Raw genomic sequence first — 19,605 nt, forward strand, 5'->3', positions numbered from 1 at the left:
TGAAGCGATAGCGGAACTTGATGTTATAAATTAAACAGGCATCATCGATGCTGTAAAGGCAGTAGAAAAACTGCCTATCAATTCAAATTGATGTACGAAGATGATTATCTATTACAAAAAGCCAACTGAAAAGTTGGCTTTTTTCTTGTAATTTTCTCGCTCTGCCTTCAAGGCAGCTTTTTATTTCCATCGAAAAACGACATCCTTAATCGCAGAAAATTCTCTTTTCAATTCTTTTTCAATATGCGGTTTGCTATGGGTTAAAACAAACAGATCCTGCGGGATTTCGATGACAAGTCGCTCATCTTCCATGCCAAGGACCGTAATACGGTCCTTGATTGCAGGACCGACCAATGATGCCACGATGGCTGAAATCTTATTTAAATCGACTTCTTCCGCCACCTCGAATTTGGATAAATCGACGGATTGAATAAGGATTTTTGAGAAATGGTCTTCTTTATCCAAATGTTCCAAGATGAAAGGCTTTGTAGCTGAAATGATGTCGCGGCGAAGTTGTTCAGCACTCATGGCGCTCGTGTAACGAATACGTATAAGTGGTATGCCTGATAGCTGGAATATGAGATTTTTCATATTATCCTTGCGCACCGCGTCAGGATGGTTATGGTAATCGCTGTCTTTTTCGATGACAATCATCGGGAAATAGCTGAAGCTGTTGACGATGGCGAAATCAACATGTGTCATGAGATAATACTGGAATGTTTCATAATCCACCAAAGGTTTTAATTTTTCATAATCGATGATGGTCTGCAAACTCATATTCGGGAACACATAGCTTTGCGGAAAGAGGTCGCAAAGCACTCGATATAAATCGAGCTCCGACCCATGAAAGAAGACTTGCTTGTACAATTTGTTACTGCTCGCTTTTATGACCTGTGCCTCAAGCTTCGGATCGGCTACTTTCGCAACCAGTTCTTCGATCATCGGATCCATTCCGTACAATGTATTTCCGTCCGAATGTATCATGCCGTGTTGAATCAGTTTATTTACATGCTGCATAAGGAAGCGGTTCTGATTTTCTTTCCAGCGAAGGACATTCAATATCTGTTCCGGACGGACTTTATCATCATTCTTGAGCAGTTCATAGATGATAATTAATATTTTCCTTGTCAGTTTGTCGAGACCAAAATAGGCTGTTTTCAGCTTCGCTGACCGCTCCGCGGCAGCTTTTTTATTCTTTTCGTCCTCTAGTTCCTTCAGTTCACTGATTTCATTGATTAAATCGTCCACTTCAAAGCCGTCTTCTTTTGCATTTTGGAGGATATTAAGGATATCCTCAAATTGTTTCACCGCTTTATATACATCGGTAATCAGCCTGTAAACCTCTTCATCCTTTTCCTCGATTTCAAAAAGGAAATCGGCAGCTTGCTGATATTTCCTCTCAGACAGATACAACGCGGTAGCGATACGGAAAAAAGAATCTTTGGACCAATCCTTTTTCGATAATTCATCGAGAATCCGTTTTTTATTTTTCTCTAAGTATTCGAGTGCCCATTTGTCATGAGGGTAATCATGACTACAGGAATTCATGTTCCTGAACGTATCCCAATATTTCTCTGATTCGAAGGCAATTCCTTTCAAAAGGTCTATTTTCCATTTCGTCGTAGAACTGCTGGATTTCATTTCATATGCAGAGACAATGAAACTGTTTAAGAAATTGTCCCTATACAAATCGATATAAAATAGAATGGTCTCCTTGTTTTCCTCGAAACCTGCCAAATTCATTTTTTGCATGATTTTTTTTAATGAACATTGAGAATCCAGCACTTCATCTTCTTCCGTTCCTACCAGTTCAAGATATTCGTTCTTAATGCACTGGATAAATTGATAACGAAGGCTGTCCGAGTCCACCATCTCCAACAATTTATCTAAGTAATCACCCGCACGGTTAATTACTTGGGATTCTCGTTCTAGCAGAAAAAAACAACCGATATTATTGGCGATCAAGGAAACGAGGGAATCGAAAAACTTCCATTTTTGAGCTTCATCCATTGATGCGATGGCTTCCAAGATAAATTTGACGAATTCTTCCACCGGATATGACGGCATAAAATAATCGTCTTCTTTCAAAGAATCGAGAAAGAAAGGAGTCAATTTCTGTAACACAGAGATGGCTTCATCTGATTTTCCCGTTTGATACATGCTCACGAGAATCGATGCGATGATCGGATCATCTGATCTTCCGTACATATAATCGCCACGGTTAATGATTTCGATGATTTCCTTGCCGATTATTTTTTCGTGCATTGAGTATTTCACATAATAATAGTTGAGTTCAGAAATCAGAAGAAATAAATGCCAATACACATTTTTGTTCTCCATTTTCTTCTCGACTTCAAAGAATTCTTTGCGTTTTCTTTCTGCCAGTTCCAATCGTTTCAATCGTTCTTCATCGTCAATCTTTCTTTCGGAAACATATTCATATAAATGATAAAGTGTGTCCAATTCCTTTACTTCACTCATTTTGTTCACCTCAATACAATTGCTTCTACCATCAAACCTGTAAATGCAGCATTTCCCATGTTTCCCTAGGTCATTTTCTAGATCGTACACTTCAAAACATAAATCTCTAAATCCATGCCCTAAACCAAGTAAACTAAAATCGCTGTATCCATTACATTTTAAAATGTATCTGCAAGTGTTATATAGTACATTGGGCTTTCAAATTTTTTAGCCATGCGGTCTTCTCCTCCTAATTTTAAAGATAAGTGAATCGTAGCACGAATACTAAATATTGACAATATATGCAATGGGCGTGTATAATTAGAAAATTTGCAACCAGTTCGACAAGATTTCGACGCTATTTCGACAGTATTTCAACATAACTTATACGCAATGGGGGGAAATGGCTGTGTCATTCGACAAATGTTTTGTCGATTTATTTTTTTGGAAGTATTGAGTAAGTAAAAAATATCTGGCGAATGATTAGAAAGTAGAATATCAAAAGTGGGTTATTCTTAAACGGCTAATCCTATTATTGTTTTAGGAAACACGGTAGTGAGCCGTTTAGCTTGCAGAGATATGACAATGACACGCCGTTACGTATAAATGACGGAGGCTATCGTTAAGGATTAGCATGAAGCATTTAGTCCGTTAAACGCAATTTTTAAAAAGTAATCAAGATTATAACGCTTGTAGCTCTACGGAGGTTTTTCCAAAGGTTGCAGGCGTTTTTGTAATGTTTCTGCCCATTGGAAATATTTGATATAATGATTTATCAAAAATAACTGGGAATGGGTTAACAATGGACACTTACATTAAACAATGGAATGACCTTATTTTATTTGATAATACATATAAAATGGCATGGTCAAAGGCGTTAGTTGAATTAGTGGTTAATACTAATGAACTTAAAGAAGGGGTAATAACCTTTGATTTTAATGATATTGCTAAACTTTGCTTGAAGTATTATTGGAACCAAACTATTTACTTTGATTTAATACAAAGTCCAAACATAAAGAAACCGTCGGGAATTATAACTTACACAAAAGAATTAATATCCCTATTCTTTAATATAAAGCAATCTGTACAACCAATAAGGTTTGAAAAGATTGACTTTAATACCATTGGGTTAGCCCGTGAATATGAATTTACGGTAAAAAACATAGTGAGAACATTAAAGCAGGATGTTTGTTGGCGTTTTAAAAACCTTAACCGTGAAACCTACGAAATATATGGTTTATACCTTTATGAAGGTAAGGTGTTTTTTAATAAACACGATGTATTAACACTTAAACAGTACAACGATTTTTTGTTTACCGTAATTAATTATCGGTGGACGCAAATGTTAGAGGGCTTCAATTATAGTCCTCGTATTTCAAGAAAAGTACGTGCAATAGACGAAAATAACATTAAACGATCATCTTTAAAAAAGTTTCATCAGTACCTGACGGTATAGCATTAGCTTATAACTTTGAAATGGATAAAGTATTAGAGATAAAGGCTCAGAAAAAGGAGAAACGTGGGGGATTTAAAGAAAGAATTATCTTAGAAAAGGTTATCGAATAATTGCATTGAAAATTTATGAGTAAAATGAAAAACCCACAGCGCAAACTGTGAGTTCTCAAGTTTTTAACCCTTTCCACATGGTTTTTTACGGTCAATTTTCGATATAAAGCTATTTCTTTATAAATTATTTCAATCTGTTATACGCATAGTTAATCAAATTCGAACTAACGGGTTCATACAACTTGTAACAAATAATAAAAAGGGGAATAAACTCCACCATCCATAATTAAATTAACCAAAGGCTGCGGAAGAAGGGTGAATGATTCATAAATTAAATTCCCAACAACCCAAAGGGATATATAAAATACCTTCACATACATTGTGAGCTGAACAAGCATTAATTACTTTTTTATGACTTTAAATAAATAATCTTCCATCAGTTCGCATACTTTATTGCGTATTCGGGGATTAAAATAATTGTGCTGCTCCTCGTAGCCTTTAAAGATGAATGAATACATGGTAAATGCTTCATCTCTTTGTACCTGGCTGACTTTAATGCTGTTTTTTTTCAGTTCATGGCGTACGACTGTCAGATCCTTTTGTGCAAGCTTGAGTGATTCTTCCACGATGTTAAGATAGGGCTGTTTAAGCTTGAATGGACTTTGTTCAATGATAGATAAGTCCCGGTTGAATATGGAAATGGTCATCGGGAGGTAAATGGACATTTCAATTGCATCTCGAAGGTCTGAGGGAATTCTCGTCATCAAAAAAACCTCGCTTCAACATTATAAAAAGAACGTACGTTCGATTTTATTTTACTTTATCAGCTTATGAAATGCAAGACTGTTTTATGCATGCTCCACACCGCAATATACCCCTCTATGTTTAAAGTCTTTACACAAACGTGTAAAATAATAGCATAGATAAAGATATAAGGAGCTTACCGCATGGAACTCGAGGCGTTTCTGGATTATTTTACAATGGAAAGAATGATGGAGTTTTTCAAAGATTACCGTTCGTTTGGCCCGCTGCTCGGCATAGGCCTGCCTTTGCTTGAAGCATTTCTGCCGTTTTTGCCGTTAGTGGTTTTTGTTGTAGCCAATGCCAATTCGTTTGGTCTGTGGTTTGGTTTTATTTATTCTTGGATTGGCAGCTGTCTTGGGGCAATCATCTTGTTTTTGATCATACGTAAATACGGACAGGAGAGGTTCTTCAGGATTTTCAGCCGGAACGCGACTGTGCAGAGAATGATGGGGTGGCTTGAGAGGCACGGGTTTGGTCCTTTGTTTTTACTGCTTTGCTTCCCGTTTACGCCCTCTGCAGCAGTTAATATCGTAGCAGGACTGTCCAAGGTGAGTATTTGGCAATTCAGTTTGGCTGTGCTCTCCGGAAAGTTTGTGATGATCTTTTTGATCAGTTTCATCGGCTACGATTTGCGGGCTATGATTACGCAGCCTGAGAGAACGGTCATTGCCGTTGTTGTGATTATTTTATTGTGGTTCATCGGCAAGCAACTCGAAAAGCGCCTGAATGTTAAAATGCTTGAGAAGAAAAGAGATCATTAAGTTTACGGGGGAGTTAAGATGAGAAAAAGATACTGGTTTTTTTCAACTGTCATCACTTTCTTGCTCATTATTACCATAAAAAATCTCGTTTTCGTTGATTACAAGGTAGAGGGTGTTTCCATGCAGCCCACTTTAACAGCCGGACATCTGCTGTCCATAAACAAGGTAAATCACCGCCTGTTTGATTTCAAGCGCTTTGATATCGTTGTGTTTAAAGCACCGGGCAAAGAAGATGCTTATATCAAAAGAGTGATCGGTTTGCCCGGGGATGAACTCGAATATAAAAACGATAAGCTGTTCGTGAATGGCAAAGCTATGGAAGAACCATATTTGAAGTCGCAGAAAAAAGAGACTCCTTTCGGCAAATTAACAGGGAACTTTACATTAAAAGAAATCACCGGAAGAAAAACAATTCCAGAAGGCTATCTTTTTGTTTTGGGGGATAATCGTCTAGTAAGCCGTGACAGCCGTCAATTCGGATTGATCAGCCAGGATGATGTGATCGGGAAAGTGAAAGAGTGAACCTATTTTCTGATTGTAAAAAGAACGGCTATGCTGTATTAGACTGAGAATAAAAACAGAATTTCATGAAAAGAGAAGATGCCCGCAATTAAAGGGCCTAAGCTTGCACCGGCTAAAAGCAGAAAAGAATAGAGGGATACGGCAGTTGCCCTGTCACGGCCTCCGTATTCGCCGATAAGTGAAATGACCGCGGGTATACAAACAGCGATGCCGTGTATAAGACAGAAAGTCCCGCTGACATGTAAAGATTCGTGCTTGAAAATGTAAACAGAAATGAAAGGATCATTCCAATCATTGCATACCTGACAGCAGTCAGTTTCCCGTATTTTAAAATCCACTTTACACTGATGAGCGAGAAGAATACCCCGGTTAATCCTGCTGCTTTGCTCCAGAACAAAGCCTCATTTGAAACAGTTCCGCCGTATTCTCTGTGAATCCCTTCATAGTAAGCGACAAAAGACATAAGCATTACGAATGTAAGGAGATAACATAACAGCAATTTTTTGTTTTGAAGAATAGAACCTAAAGAAGAGAAGAACTTTTTTTGCACAGTTCCCCTCTTTTTTTCCTCAATTAAAAATACCATCACAACTGTAACAACAGCATACATGCAAGCAAAAAAATAAAACACCGCAGCCCAATTGAAAGCTTCTGCAAGGGCCGAACTGATCAGCTGCCCGATGATGTCAGACATTAAAAACCCCATATTGATAAGGGAAATCAGCCGCGTTCGTGTTCTTTCATCAAATGTTTCAAAACAATAAGCATAAGCCACAGGTGCAAAGCAGCCTAAACAGAATCCTTGAAATGAGCGCAGAAGAAGAAAAGTGTCAGGAGATGCATATGCAAGCGAAACAGTGATTAGAATGGAGCAGCCAAATCCGCCAATCAGAATCTTTTTCCTGCCTGCCATCTCTGTAAGCGGCCCAAAAGCAAGGAGCCCTGCCGCATAGAAGCCGTGAGTAAAAAAAAGAATGAAAGCAGATTGATTCTATTCATTTTTCTGCCTCCTTTTCTAACATATCATAATTTATAAAGTATCCAGCATCTATGTCTAGCTCCATCGCCCAGAACAAATTCGACAAAAAAGTCAAAACCGGACTTTTCTGCCGAATTCTTATCTGTCTGCCTGCGCTAAACGGGCGTTTACGCTTTTCTTATAATCTATGCATCAGCCCAGCGAGGCGTTCGCCTGCTGTTTCTGCAAAACTTGGCAAGTGTGCGGGAATGGTATTCCCATGTCTTTTCAAGTAAAATAGAGGGAGAGAATACGAGTGAAATAGATGGAAAAATAAAAAGGCATACTGGTATGCCTTTTTATTCTTTAAAGATTAGAAAAGAGAAAAGGCTAAGACCTGAGTAAGGTCAAAGCGCTTGCGCTTGTCATAGGAAAGGATAAAATTTTGATCATTGATGGCAAGCGGATCGCCTAACTCCCCGGTCAGAAAGGCTCCGCCAAAAAAAGTCCAACCCGGACTTTTCCGTCGGATCCTTATCTGCAGGCCGGAGCTAACCAAGGCGCTTGCGCTTTTCTAAGAGAGGGGTCCTGAATGTGGGAGTAAGATTTGTTTTAGGGAGATCTGGAAGCGGGAAAACACACCGGCTGTTAAATGAAATCCGCATGGATCTTTTTGATCAGCCGGAGGGAGAACCAATCGTTTATTTGGTGCCGGATCAAATGACGTTTGGCATTGAATATGAGCTGATCAAGACGCCAGATTTAGGCGGGATGATGCGGGCTCAAATATTCAGCTTCAGCCGCCTGGCCTGGAGAATTCTGCAGGAAACGGGAGGAATCAGCCGTTATCATATTTCTGGAACAGGGATTCAAATGATGCTCCGGAAGCTTGTAGAACAGCATAAGCAGGAGTTTAAAATTTTTGCAAAAGCAAGCAGCAAAAGCGGATTTATCGAACATATTGAGTCGATGATTACAGAACTGAAGCGCTATTGCCTCACACCGCAGGATATGGAAGAGAAGCTCGAGAGGATGTCAGTAAATGCTACCCGGCAGGAAAAGGCGCTTGCTGATAAGCTTCATGATGTTATCCTCCTTTATAAACAGCTTGAGATTGAACTCAGCGGAACGTATGTTGATTCAGAGGATTATCTCAAGCTTTTGGCAGAGAAAATTGCCGAATCATCTTATATTCAAAGTGCTGATATTTATATAGATGGATTTCACAGCTTTACACCGCAGGAGTATGAAGTGATTACGGCATTTATGAATCATGCGAAAAGCGTAACCATTGCACTTACAGCGGACAAGCCGTTTCATGAGCATCTGCCGCATGAGCTTCATTTATTCAGAATGACGGGAATGACCTATCATAAGCTCTCAATGCTTGCTGAAGAATCAAAGATGGATGTGGATGAGGTGCTCGTATTAAACGAGATGCCGAGATTTATAGAACGTCCGTCTCTTGCCCATCTTGAACGATATCTTGAGTCAAGACCAGTAAAGCCGTACGAAGGTGAAACAACCGCGGTGATTGCCCAGGCCGCGTCCCGCCGCTCAGAGATAGAAGGGATAGCCAGAAAAATCCGCGGTTTTGTTATGAATGAAAGTTACCGCTATAAAGATCTTGCCGTTTTAATTCGGAATATCGGCGACTATCAGGACTTAATTGAACAAGTGTTCAGAGATTATGAGATTCCTTTTTTTATCGATCAAAAGCGTTCAATGCTGAATCACCCTGTCATTGAACTGATCAGATCCGCCCTGGAAGTCTTAAATGGCAACTGGCGCTATGAAGCTGTGTTCCGCTGCATTAAAACAGAACTCCTTCTTCCTCTTGATGCCGACAAGCGGGATATGCGGGAAAAAATGGATCAGTTTGAAAACTACGTGCTTTCATATGGGATTCAGGGCAGCAAATGGACGAAGGAAGAACGCTTTGTTTACCGCAGATACTATTCTCTGGACGATGAGTATGTCAGAACAGATGAAGAAAATGAAATGGAAGAAATGATCAATCAGCTAAGGGATCTGGTTGTCCGGCCGCTGCACGGACTCGCTCAAAGAATGAAAGGTGCTAAAAACGGCATCGGCATGGCAGAGGCTCTGTACCTGTTTCTTGAAGAGCTGGATATCCCGCTTAAGCTTGAGCAGCTGAGAGTGGAGGCTGAGGAAGCGGGAAGACTGATCGAGGCAAGAGAACATGCTCAAGTATGGAGTGCTGTAACAGGAATGCTTGATGAGTTTGCTGAGATGATGAATGAACATTCCCTCTCCCGCAAGCTATTTTCTGAAATGATTGAAACGGGACTTGAAGCAATGAAGTTTGCGCTGGTTCCGCCAGCAATTGATCAGGTTGTCATCGCAAGCTTAGAACGATCAAGGCTGCTTAACGTAAAGATTTCATTTGTTGTTGGGGCGAACGATGGTGTCCTTCCTGCTAGACCGATGGAAAAAGGCGTGCTGACAGAGGAAGACCGGATGTCCCTCCACCATCAGGGGATTGAGCTTGCGCCAACTGCGCGCGAGCAGCTTTTAGATGAGAGTTTTATCATTTATTTAGCATTGGCCGGCGCATCCCATGAGCTGTATATCTCCTATCCACTTGCAGATGAAGAGGGAAAAGCTTTGCTGCCTTCCATGATCATAAAAAGGTTAAGAGATTTATTTCCGGACATTCAAACGGAAATCTTTATAAATGAGCCTGAGGAACTGCCTGAAGAGGAGCAGCTGTCCTTCATTGTGAATGAAGATGTTACTCTATCTTATTTGACATCCCAGCTTCAAGCCTGGAAACGAAGCTATCCAATCAGCTCCATCTGGTGGGATACGTATACGTATTTTACGCAGCAGGAACAAAAAGAAACATTATCAAAAGTTGTGGGAAGCCTGTTTTACCGAAATGAGGCAGAAACGCTGCAATCAGATATCAGCAGAGAGCTGTACGGCGAGCACATTCAAGGCAGTGTTTCGCGGATGGAAATGTTTAAGGCCTGCGCGTTTTCCCATTATGCAACGCACGGATTAAAGCTAAAGGAACGGCAGTATTTCCGCTTGGAGGCACCAGATATCGGTCAGATGTTTCACTCTGCTTTAAAACTGATTTCAGATCGCATGCAGCAATTAAAGCTTGATTGGAAGGATTTATCGAAAGACCAGTGTGCCCGTCTTTCCCATGATGCAGTTGAAACGCTGGCTCCAAGGCTTCAAAGGGAAATTCTATTAAGCTCAAACCGTCATCACTATTTAAAAAGAAAGCTAGTCAGCATTATAACGAGAGCATCGTCTATTTTAAGCGAGCATGCGAAGGCAAGCGGATTTGCTCCGGCTGGTCTTGAGCTCGGTTTTGGCAAAGGCGGTCCGCTGCCTCCTATCCGTTTTCAGCTTGATAATGGATGCACGATGGAATTGATCGGAAGGATTGACCGCGTGGATAAGGCGGAAAGCTCAAAAGGGATTCTTCTCCGAATCGTTGATTTTAAATCAAGCGATAAAGCTCTGAATCTAGCAGAGGTGTATTACGGACTGGCCCTGCAAATGCTGACGTATTTAGATGTGATTATTACACATTCTAAAAGCTGGCTTGGAGTGGAAGCGACTCCTGCAGGCGTGCTTTATTTTCACGTGCATGATCCGATGATTCAGACTGCATCTCAGCTGCCTCAGGATAAAATTGAAGAGGAGATTTTCAAGAAGTTCAAAATGAAGGGGCTGCTCCTTGGAGATGAGGAAGCTGTTCGGTTAATGGATCAGACATTAGACAGCGGTCTTTCGAAAATTGTATCTGCCGGCCTTAAAAAGGATGGCGGCTTCAGGTCTGACTCTGCGATTGCAAGCGAAGGCGAATTTGATTTGCTCCGCGGTCATGTGCGCTCCATTTTCCAAAGCATAGGAACCGATATTACAAACGGAGTTGTGGACATCGCTCCATACAAAATGAAGGAGAAAGTGCCATGCACGTTTTGCTCCTTTAAGTCAGTCTGTCAATTTGATCAATCATTGGCGGAAAATCAATACCGCATGCTGAAGGATGACAAAAATGATGTTATTCTCGCTAGATTGCGGAACGAAGCAGGGGGGGAAGAGAATGATACCGAAACCAAGTGACAGCCAGTGGACAGATGATCAATGGAAAGCGATCGTCTCAGGCGGGCAGGATATTCTTGTGGCAGCAGCTGCAGGATCAGGAAAAACAGCTGTGCTCGTAGAGAGAATCATCCGCAAAATCATTTCAAAAGAAAATCCGGTCGATGTGGACCGACTATTAGTCGCAACTTTCACGAATGCGTCTGCGGCAGAAATGAGAAACCGGATCGGCGAAGCGCTTGAAAAAGCATTGAAGGAAAACCCCTCTTCCCTTCATTTGAGAAGACAGCTGTCCCTTTTAAATCGGGCAGCAATTTCTACGCTTCATTCCTTCTGTTTGAATGTGGTGAGGAAATACTATTACTTAATCGATTTGGATCCGGGCTTCCGGATTGCAGATGAAACAGAGGGACAGCTCCTGATTGATGAGGTGCTCGATGATATTTTTGAAGAACAATACAGCCTTGCAGATAATGAAGCTTTTTTTGATCTAGTAGACCGCTATACAACAGATAGAAGTGATTCAGACCTGCAGACACTTATACGTGCACTCTATCAATTTTCGCGTTCACATCCGAATCCGTCTATGTGGCTTGATGAGCTTGCAAAGATATACGGCGAAGAAGAACGGCTTGAAAACTTGCCATTTTTCCCATATCTTACTGCAGATATATCCATGCAGCTTACAAGCAGTCTCGAAAAACTGCAGCGGGCGCTTGCACTGACTGAAAAACCGGGCGGTCCCGCTCCGCGTGCGGAAAATCTGACTGATGATATCAGACAGGTTCAGGAACTGATTGAAGCAAAGAATTCGTGGCAGGAATTGGCGGGGAAAATGGCGCTGACGTCATTTTCACGGGCAAAGGCATGCAGGGGTGCTGAATACAGCAAGGAATTGCTGGAACAGACTACCGCACTGCGAAATTCAGCAAAAAAGCAGATTGAACAGCTGCAGGAAGAGCTGTTTGGACGTTCTTATGAAAGCCATTTGCAGGATTTACGGGAATTAAAACCTGTCATCGAAACACTTACAGGGCTTGTAAAGCTGTTTGGTGCACGTTTTGATGAAATGAAAAAGCAAAAAGGAATTGTTGATTTCTCAGATCTCGAGCACTACTGCCTTCAAATTCTTGGAACACCTGATGAGCTTGGTCATCTGCAGGCAAGTGAAGCAGCTCTTGATTATCAAAATCAGTTTGAAGAGGTTCTTGTCGATGAGTATCAGGATACAAATCTTGTTCAGGAAACCATACTCAGGCTAGTAACGAAAAGGGGCCCGGGAAACCTGTTTATGGTAGGGGATGTAAAACAATCAATCTACAGATTCCGTCTTGCTGAGCCGTTCTTATTTTTAAGCAAATATAAAACCTTCTCAAAAGAAGGACAGCACAGCGGCCTCCGCATCGATTTATCTAAAAACTTCAGAAGCCGTTCAGAAGTGATCGACGGCACAAACTTTCTTTTCAAACAGCTGATGGGAGAGAAGGTTGGGGAGGTCGCCTACGACCTTGATGCTGAGCTGAAGCTTGGGGCGTCTTATCCGGATTCTGAGAAAATGCGGGCTGAACTTCTGCTTATAAACCGCGGCAAAGATGAGGAAGAGGACGATTCAGAGGATAATGCACAATTTCATCTTGAAGAACTTCAGACTGTTCAGCTTGAAGCAAGAGTCATGGCAAAGAAAATCCGCGTCATGATTCAGGATAAATTTCAGATTTATGACCGCAAAATCGGAGGAACCCGGAACATCACATACAGAGATGTTGTGATCCTGCTCCGCTCTATGCCATGGGCGCCCCAAATTATTGAGGAGTTTAAGCAGGAAGGCATTCCTGTGTATGCCAACCTCTCAGGCGGCTATTTTGAAGCAACTGAAGTCGCTATTATGATGTCACTGCTCAAAGTGATTGATAATCCATACCAGGATGTTCCGCTTGCATCTGTTTTAAGATCGCCTGTTGTTGGACTGAATACAAATGAACTGGCAATCATCCGGACGTATTCAAAAAAAGGAGCGTATTTTGAAGCTTTAAAAATTTTCTTATCGGAAGCGTCCATGGAAGACGCTGCACTCAGCAGAAGACTGCAGTCATTTTATAATCAGCTGCAAACATGGAGGGAACTCGCTCGCATGGGCTCAGTTTCCGAATTAATCTGGCAGCTGTACCGGGATACGAAATTTTTTAATTATGTCGGAGGAATGCCGGGCGGTAAGCAGCGGCAGGCAAATTTGCGGGCGCTTTATGATAGAGCCCGCCAGTATGAAGCAACAACCTTCAGAGGACTTTTTCGTTTCCTTCGCTTTATAGAGCGGATGCAAGAACGCGGTGATGACCTTGGTGCTGCAAGAGCTCTTGGAGAGCAGGAAGATGTGGTCAGGCTGATGACCATTCACAGCAGCAAAGGACTGGAGTTTCCGGTTGTATTCGCTGCAGGGCTTGCAAGACAGTTTAATATGATGGATATGAATAAAAAATATTTGCTCGATAAGGAACTTGGATTTGCTACGAAGCTGATTCAGCCGTCCCTTCGAATCAGCTATCCAACCTTGCCGCTCACAGCCATGAAGAAAAAGATGAAAATTGAACTGCTGTCAGAAGAGCTCCGTGTTTTGTATGTAGCTTTAACACGTGCAAAAGAGAAACTTTTCTTAGTTGGCACTTTGAAAGACGCCGGAAAAACGCTGTCTGATTGGCAAAATTCAATGACTCAAGAGGAGTGGCTGCTCCCGGATTTTGAACGGGCACAGGCTAAATCGTATCTTGACTGGATCGGTCCTGCATTAGTCCGGCACGAGGATGCAGAAAGGCTCAGGGAGAATAGCGAAGAGACTAGTCCTTTCATTCTGGACCACCCATCCAGGTGGGAAATTACCGTCATGGATGATGAGGAACTGTATGACAGTCAAAAAGAGGAGAAAAAGTACGATCAGGAAATGCTAAGTGCTTTGAAGAACCTTGAACCTGTTGCACAGCAGTCAGATTATCAAGATCAAATAAAAGCCCGGTTATCATGGACGTATCAGCATCAGTTTGCCACCGTATTCCGTTCAAAGCAATCTGTATCGGAAGTGAAAAGGCAGCAGGAATTCAGAGATGAATACAGTGATGAAACCATTCTGCGGACTCAGAAAGACACCTTTATGTATGACCGTCCAAAATTCATGCAGAAAAAATCGCTCACGGCTGCAGAAAAAGGGACAGCTATGCATGCTGTCATGCAGCAGCTCAGCCTGAGAGAACCGGTAACGTCCAAAAATACCGAACAAAAGATACAGGAGCTTATCACAAAAGAAATTCTGACGAAAGAACAGGCTGGCAGCATTGAGATTGACTCTATTGTTCATTTTTTCCAGACGGATATCGGAAAAAGACTTCAAAAAGCAGACCGAATTGAGAGGGAGGTTCCCTTCAGTTATGCATTGCCTGCGGAAGAACTATATGAAGAAGCAATGGGTGAACATGTCTTGATTCAAGGGGTAATTGACTGTTTATTTGAAGACAAAGATGGTGTTGTTTTGATAGATTACAAAACAGATGCCATTCAAGGAAAGTATCCGGGAGGATTTCAGCAGGCACGTCCTATTTTAGCGAAACGCTACAGGGTTCAGCTTGATCTTTACGGAAAAGCCATTGAAAAAATAACGAAGAAACCTCTTTCATCAAAAGTTCTTTACTTTTTTGATGGAGGACATGTACTTGAAATATAGCAAATGAGGAGGAAAGGCTCTTCTTTTTTATAATGAAAAATTGATAGATTGGCTAGCGCAAGCGCCTGGCTCTCCGGTCAGAACGGCTCCTTCACAAATGGCTGAGCTGACCAGGGGCGCTTGCGCTTTTCTTAATAGATAAGAAAGTATAAATTTTTGCTGCATCGCCCAACTCCCCGGCCAGAACAAATCCGGCATCTGTATGTCGGAGCTAAACGGGCGTTTGCATTTTATAGAAAGGAAGGGAAATCTCTATGCGGATTCTACACACAGCAGACTGGCATTTAGGCCGAACGCTTGAAGGGAGAAGCCGTCTGGGCGAGCAGGCCCAATTTTTAGACGAGTTATCGCAGATTGTCATTGATGAAAAAGCGGATGCGGTCATTATGGCAGGAGATGCCTTTGATACCGTGAATCCCCCGGCAGCGGCGGAACAGCTCTTTTATGAAAGCATCTCGAGGCTTTCAGATAAAGGCCGCCGTCCTGTCGTTGTGATAGCGGGCAACCATGACAACCCTGAACGGCTGCAGGCAGCTTCACCGCTTGCAGACACACAGGGCATCCATCTGATTGGATACCCGGCCTCAGGCGTTATAACCGTTGATGTTCCAGCTGCCGATCAATCAATGATGATGGCGGCGCTTGCTTACCCTTCAGAAGCAAGATTAAAAGAGGTGCTATCAGACAGTCATGATGAAATTCTTTTGCGAAATTCCTATGATGAACGAATACGGGATTTATTCGCATATATGGCAGGGCAATTCAGAAGTGATACAGTTAATCTGGCAATGAGTCATATCTATGTAGCAGGGGGAAGCTCCACTGACTCTGAACGTCCGATCGAAGTGGGAGGCGCATATACGGTAGCAGCTTCAAGTCTTCCTGAAAAAGCGCAGTATGTGGCGCTTGGGCATCTGCACCGTCCGCAGACTCTAAAGCGCGCGGGCACAATGGCAAGATACTCGGGTTCGCCTCTTGCCTACAGTTTTTCAGAATCAGGCTATACTAAATCGGTCTCCATTGTAGACATAGAGCCAGGAGGACAGGCTCAAGTTTCTGAAGTCTTGCTGTCAAGCGGAAAACCATTAGTAAGATGGAGAGCTCAAGAAGGCTTGCAGCAGGTGCATCAGTGGCTTGAGGACGGAAAAGATCAAAACGCCTGGATTGATTTGGAGGTCCATTTAAAAGATACGCTGTCACTTGAAGAGATTCATAGATTGCGAAATTCTCACCCCGGTTTTGTGCATATCCGTCCTGTCTTTGAAAAAAGCATAAATGAACAAAGCCGGGAAAGCAGAGCTAATCTTCCTATAGATGAGCTTTTCGCCAAGTTTTATGAGCAGCAGACAGGTGGGGCAGAGCCCGATCAGGAAACGATGAAGCTCTTTCTGGATATGATTCAAGATGAGCCCGAAGAAGAGGAGGACAAGGAATGAAGCCAATATCTCTTACCATTTCAGGATTGCACAGTTTTAGAGAAAAGCAGGTTATTGACTTCAGTTCTCTTTGCGAAGGCGGCGTGTTTGGCATATTCGGCCCGACAGGAAGCGGAAAATCCTCTATTCTTGATGCGATGACACTTGCTTTGTACGGGAAAGTAGAGCGGGCAGCCAATAACACTCAGGGAATTTTAAATCATGCGGAGAATGCCCTTCACGTATCTTTTACATTTGAACTTGAGAATGCAAGCAGCTCCAGACGATATTCCGTTGAACGAATGTTTAAGCGCACAGATGAGCAGCGCGTTAAAACTTCGCTTTGCCGCATCATGGAGCATACCGAAGAAAGCGTAGTTCTTGCTGATAAAGCGGCAGAAGTAAATGAAAAAGTGTATGATCTCCTTGGTCTGACAATTGATGATTTCACAAGAGCGGTCGTCCTGCCTCAAGGGAAATTTGCTGAATTCCTGTCCTTAAAGGGAGCGGAAAGAAGGCAGATGCTGCAGCGTTTGTTTCATTTAGAGCAGTATGGGGATGAGCTCGTTAAAAAGCTCAGAAAAAGATTGCTGCATGCCAAAGGGAAGCAAAACGAACTGACAGCTGAACAGGCGGGGCTTGGAGATGCTTCAAGTGAAGCAGTTAAGCTTGCTGAACAAGAGCTGCAAGGGGCAAATATGCTTTTTGAAAAAAGACAAAAAGAATACGATCAAACAGTCAAACAATATGAAGAGTACGAAGAAGTGTGGCAGCTTCAGCTTGAAAAGAGAGAGTATGAAAGCATACAGTCAGGCCTTGAGCAGCAAAAAAATGACATTGCCGCACTTTCGGCACGTCTGGAAGCTGCGGAGAAAGCAGACTGCGTCAAGCCATATGCAGAGGCGCTTCGATCAGCTGAACTAGAAACAAACAACAGCAGCACACAAATGAAAGAGCTGCAGCAAGTCCTTCTGCAGCACGAGCACCGTTATGCTCAAATAGTGAACTCCTATGAGCAGGTACGTGAAAAGAAAGCTGCAGAAGAACCTATTTTAGTGGCGAGAAAAGAACAGCTATTGCAGCTTAGGGAATTGGAGAAAGGCCTTAAAAATGAGTTAATTGTCATTAAGGAATTGACGGAAAAGGCTGATAAGGCATCGAAAGATCTAAAGGAGCGGGAAGAAGCAGCAGAGCGGGCAAATGAATTATTTAAAAAAGCGCTTGAAAAGCAAAAGACGCTAAAAGATCAAATGGATCAGAACACTGTTACTGTTCAAGAGAGAGAACAAATACGGATGGCATCCGAGCAAAGGTTTCACCTCGCCAATATGGAGGCATACTTAGCTGAGTGGATGAAGAGAGCGGATAAAAAAGAGACTCTTGTAAAGCATGCAGAAGAACAGCTGAGGGACGCAAGACAGAAGCAAGGGGGATATGGCACCAAAATCAAGGAATGTTACGGCTGCGTTCAGCAATTTTATCATAGAAGCTGCGAGCTTCTTAACGTGCATCAGCATCAGGCAGAAACATGCAAACAGCGCCTTTTGGATGAAAAAAACAAAGCCGAAAAACAGCGTGATCAGAAAATGGCGGCCAAGCTTGCAAAACATCTTTCACATGGTGATCCCTGTCCGGTATGCGGCTCGGCTCATCATCCAGAGCCTGCCAAAGAGACAGATGTATTAGAGACATCAGGTTCACTAGTTGAGGAGCTTGAAAAGAAAACAGCTGAAGATGTAACAATCAGCGCCAACCTTCAGCACTTAAAAGAAAAATGGGAAGAACTCTCAAGAGAAATGATATCTGCCTATCCCTTTTTATCGGATCTGGTCGTTTCATTAAATGATGAAGAGAACCAGGATATTGATCCCCGTACGGAGTATAAAGCGCTGAACCAGGATTTTCTGCAAACGAAAGAACGGTTTCATAAGCTTCAAAGCATCGAAAGAGAATGGCAGGAGAAAATCAATCAGTACCTTTATACTCAAAAGAACAGTGAAGAAGATTTAAAGGAAATGAATGAAAAGCATGGTCAAATTGAGTCCGAATATCTTGCTGGACTTGAAAAATGGAACAGGCAGTTCAGCGGGATCTCCTTTGAACAGGCAGAAGAAAAGCAGAGGCAGATCAGTGAAAAGGATGCCGTTCTTGAAGACCTGAAAGCAAGAGTGAAAATAAGCGTTCAATTTATTGAAGAAAAAGAAAAGCAAATCAAACAGCTGGAGCAAGAAGCCCAGCAAATCAAAAACACTCAGATTGAGCTTTCAGCTTCGATTCAAAATAGGCAGCAGGCAGCAGACGAGAAGCAGAAAAGGCTGAGTCAAGAGACAGTAAACAGTGACATTGCCTCCTTGCTGAAAGAAACGGAGCGTACATTAGAAGAGCTTGTTCAAAAGGAAAAAAATCTCTACAACGAGTGGCAGACTGCTTTGCAGGATGTTCAAAAGGCTGAAAGCAGCAGCCACGCTGCAGAGAAGGCATTTGAACATGCAGAGCTGCGTTCAACCCAGGCTAAAGCGAAATGGGAGCAGGTCAAGCAAGCGACTCCATTCGCAGATATTGAAGCTGCTGTGAAAGCACTGGTTTCATCTGCAGAGAAGCAGAATATGAAAGAAGAAATTGATTCCTATCAGGATAAAATGAAACAAGTGCTGGCAGACTTAAAACGTGTAGAAGCAAAATTGAATAATCGTTCTGTCAGCCTTGAAAAATGGACAGACATTAAGCAGCTCAAGTTGGAAAGCAAGGCACAGATTGACCTTGCAGCGGAAGAAAAAGGAGCTGCGGCAAAAGCATTGCAGCTGCTGAATGAAAAGCATAAGCGCTTTATGGAAATTGAAGAAAAGCGCCTGGAACTTGACAGTCTGGCTGCCCGGCTTGAAAAGCTTCAGACTGTCTTTAAGGGCAATGGTTTTGTGGAATTTTTAGCAGAAGAGCAGCTTCATCTAGTCGCAGAGGACGCATCAGAACGTTTAGGCCAATTGACGAGGCAGCGTTATGCCATTGAAGTAGATTCAGGCGGAGGGTTTATTATGAGAGATGATGCAAATGGAGGAGTGAGACGTCCTGTCACAAGCTTATCCGGCGGAGAAACGTTCCTGACTTCTCTTGCATTAGCTTTATCATTATCCTCGCAAATTCAGCTGAGAGGGGAATATCCTCTGCAATTTTTCTTCCTTGATGAAGGGTTTGGGACGCTTGATGGAGAACTGCTTGAAACGGTTATTTCTGCCCTTGAAAAACTTCAGTCTGACAATCTTGCTGTAGGTGTGATCAGCCATGTTCAGGAGCTTCGTGCCAGATTGCCGAGGAAGCTCATTGTAATGCCTGCTGAGCCGACTGGAAATGGAACAAGCGTATTGCTTGAAGTGATGTAGGTATAAA

General features: G+C 42.4%; 10 protein-coding genes. 7 read left to right on the plus strand and 3 right to left on the minus strand.

Translation table 11 applies throughout. The features are described 5' to 3' along the window. Positions 1–180: 180 nt before the first annotated feature. Positions 181–2,481 (minus strand): DUF2726 domain-containing protein, encoded by a 2,301-nt coding sequence (locus LIT25_05050; protein USK34725.1) that lies wholly within the window; start codon positions 2,479–2,481, stop codon positions 181–183. Positions 2,482–3,262: 781 nt separating this feature from the next. On the opposite strand from LIT25_05050, the gene LIT25_05055 reads away from it, so the two are divergent. Then, positions 3,263–3,916 (plus strand): hypothetical protein, encoded by a 654-nt coding sequence (locus LIT25_05055; GenBank protein USK34726.1) that lies wholly within the window; start codon positions 3,263–3,265, stop codon positions 3,914–3,916. Positions 3,917–4,367: 451 nt separating this feature from the next. Here the strand turns inward: LIT25_05055 and LIT25_05060 are convergent, their stop codons facing one another. Further along, positions 4,368–4,730, minus strand: a complete 363-nt coding sequence (locus LIT25_05060) for a hypothetical protein (protein ID USK34727.1) — start codon at positions 4,728–4,730, stop codon at positions 4,368–4,370. A 183-nt stretch (positions 4,731–4,913) separates the two neighbouring features. Here LIT25_05060 and LIT25_05065 point away from each other — a divergent pair, with 183 nt between their 5' ends. Continuing rightward, positions 4,914–5,531 (plus strand): TVP38/TMEM64 family protein, encoded by a 618-nt coding sequence (locus LIT25_05065; GenBank protein ID USK34728.1) that lies wholly within the window; start codon positions 4,914–4,916, stop codon positions 5,529–5,531. Between the two features lie 18 nt (positions 5,532–5,549). After that, positions 5,550–6,053, plus strand: a complete 504-nt coding sequence (gene lepB / locus LIT25_05070; GenBank protein ID USK34729.1) for a signal peptidase I — start codon at positions 5,550–5,552, stop codon at positions 6,051–6,053. Between the two features lie 112 nt (positions 6,054–6,165). Here lepB and LIT25_05075 read toward each other — a convergent pair whose 3' ends face one another. Further along, positions 6,166–7,029 (minus strand): MFS transporter, encoded by an 864-nt coding sequence (locus LIT25_05075; protein USK36168.1) that lies wholly within the window; start codon positions 7,027–7,029, stop codon positions 6,166–6,168. A 576-nt stretch (positions 7,030–7,605) separates the two neighbouring features. Between LIT25_05075 and addB the strand changes: the two genes are divergently transcribed. The 4 genes from addB (at position 7,606) to LIT25_05095 (ending at position 19,598) form a co-directional block, all read left to right on the plus strand. Beyond that, on the plus strand, positions 7,606–11,118 hold the full coding sequence (addB, locus tag LIT25_05080) for a helicase-exonuclease AddAB subunit AddB (protein USK34730.1): 3,513 nt from the start codon (positions 7,606–7,608) through the stop codon (positions 11,116–11,118). Beyond that, entirely contained in the window at positions 11,099–14,806 is a 3,708-nt protein-coding gene (gene addA, locus LIT25_05085; protein ID USK34731.1) for a helicase-exonuclease AddAB subunit AddA, read from the plus strand. Before addB ends, addA begins: the two co-directional genes overlap by 20 nt. Positions 14,807–15,060: 254 nt before the next feature. Then, entirely contained in the window at positions 15,061–16,242 is a 1,182-nt protein-coding gene (locus LIT25_05090; GenBank protein USK34732.1) for an exonuclease SbcCD subunit D, read from the plus strand. Next, positions 16,239–19,598 carry an AAA family ATPase gene (locus LIT25_05095; protein USK34733.1) on the plus strand — a complete coding sequence of 1,120 codons (3,360 nt, stop codon included), beginning with the start codon at positions 16,239–16,241 and terminating at the stop codon, positions 19,596–19,598. Before LIT25_05090 ends, LIT25_05095 begins: the two co-directional genes overlap by 4 nt. The last annotated feature ends 7 nt before the right edge of the window (positions 19,599–19,605 follow it).

The sequence above is a fragment of the Bacillus sp. F19 genome (assembly GCA_023823795.1).
Classification (GTDB): domain Bacteria; phylum Bacillota; class Bacilli; order Bacillales; family Bacillaceae; genus Bacillus_P.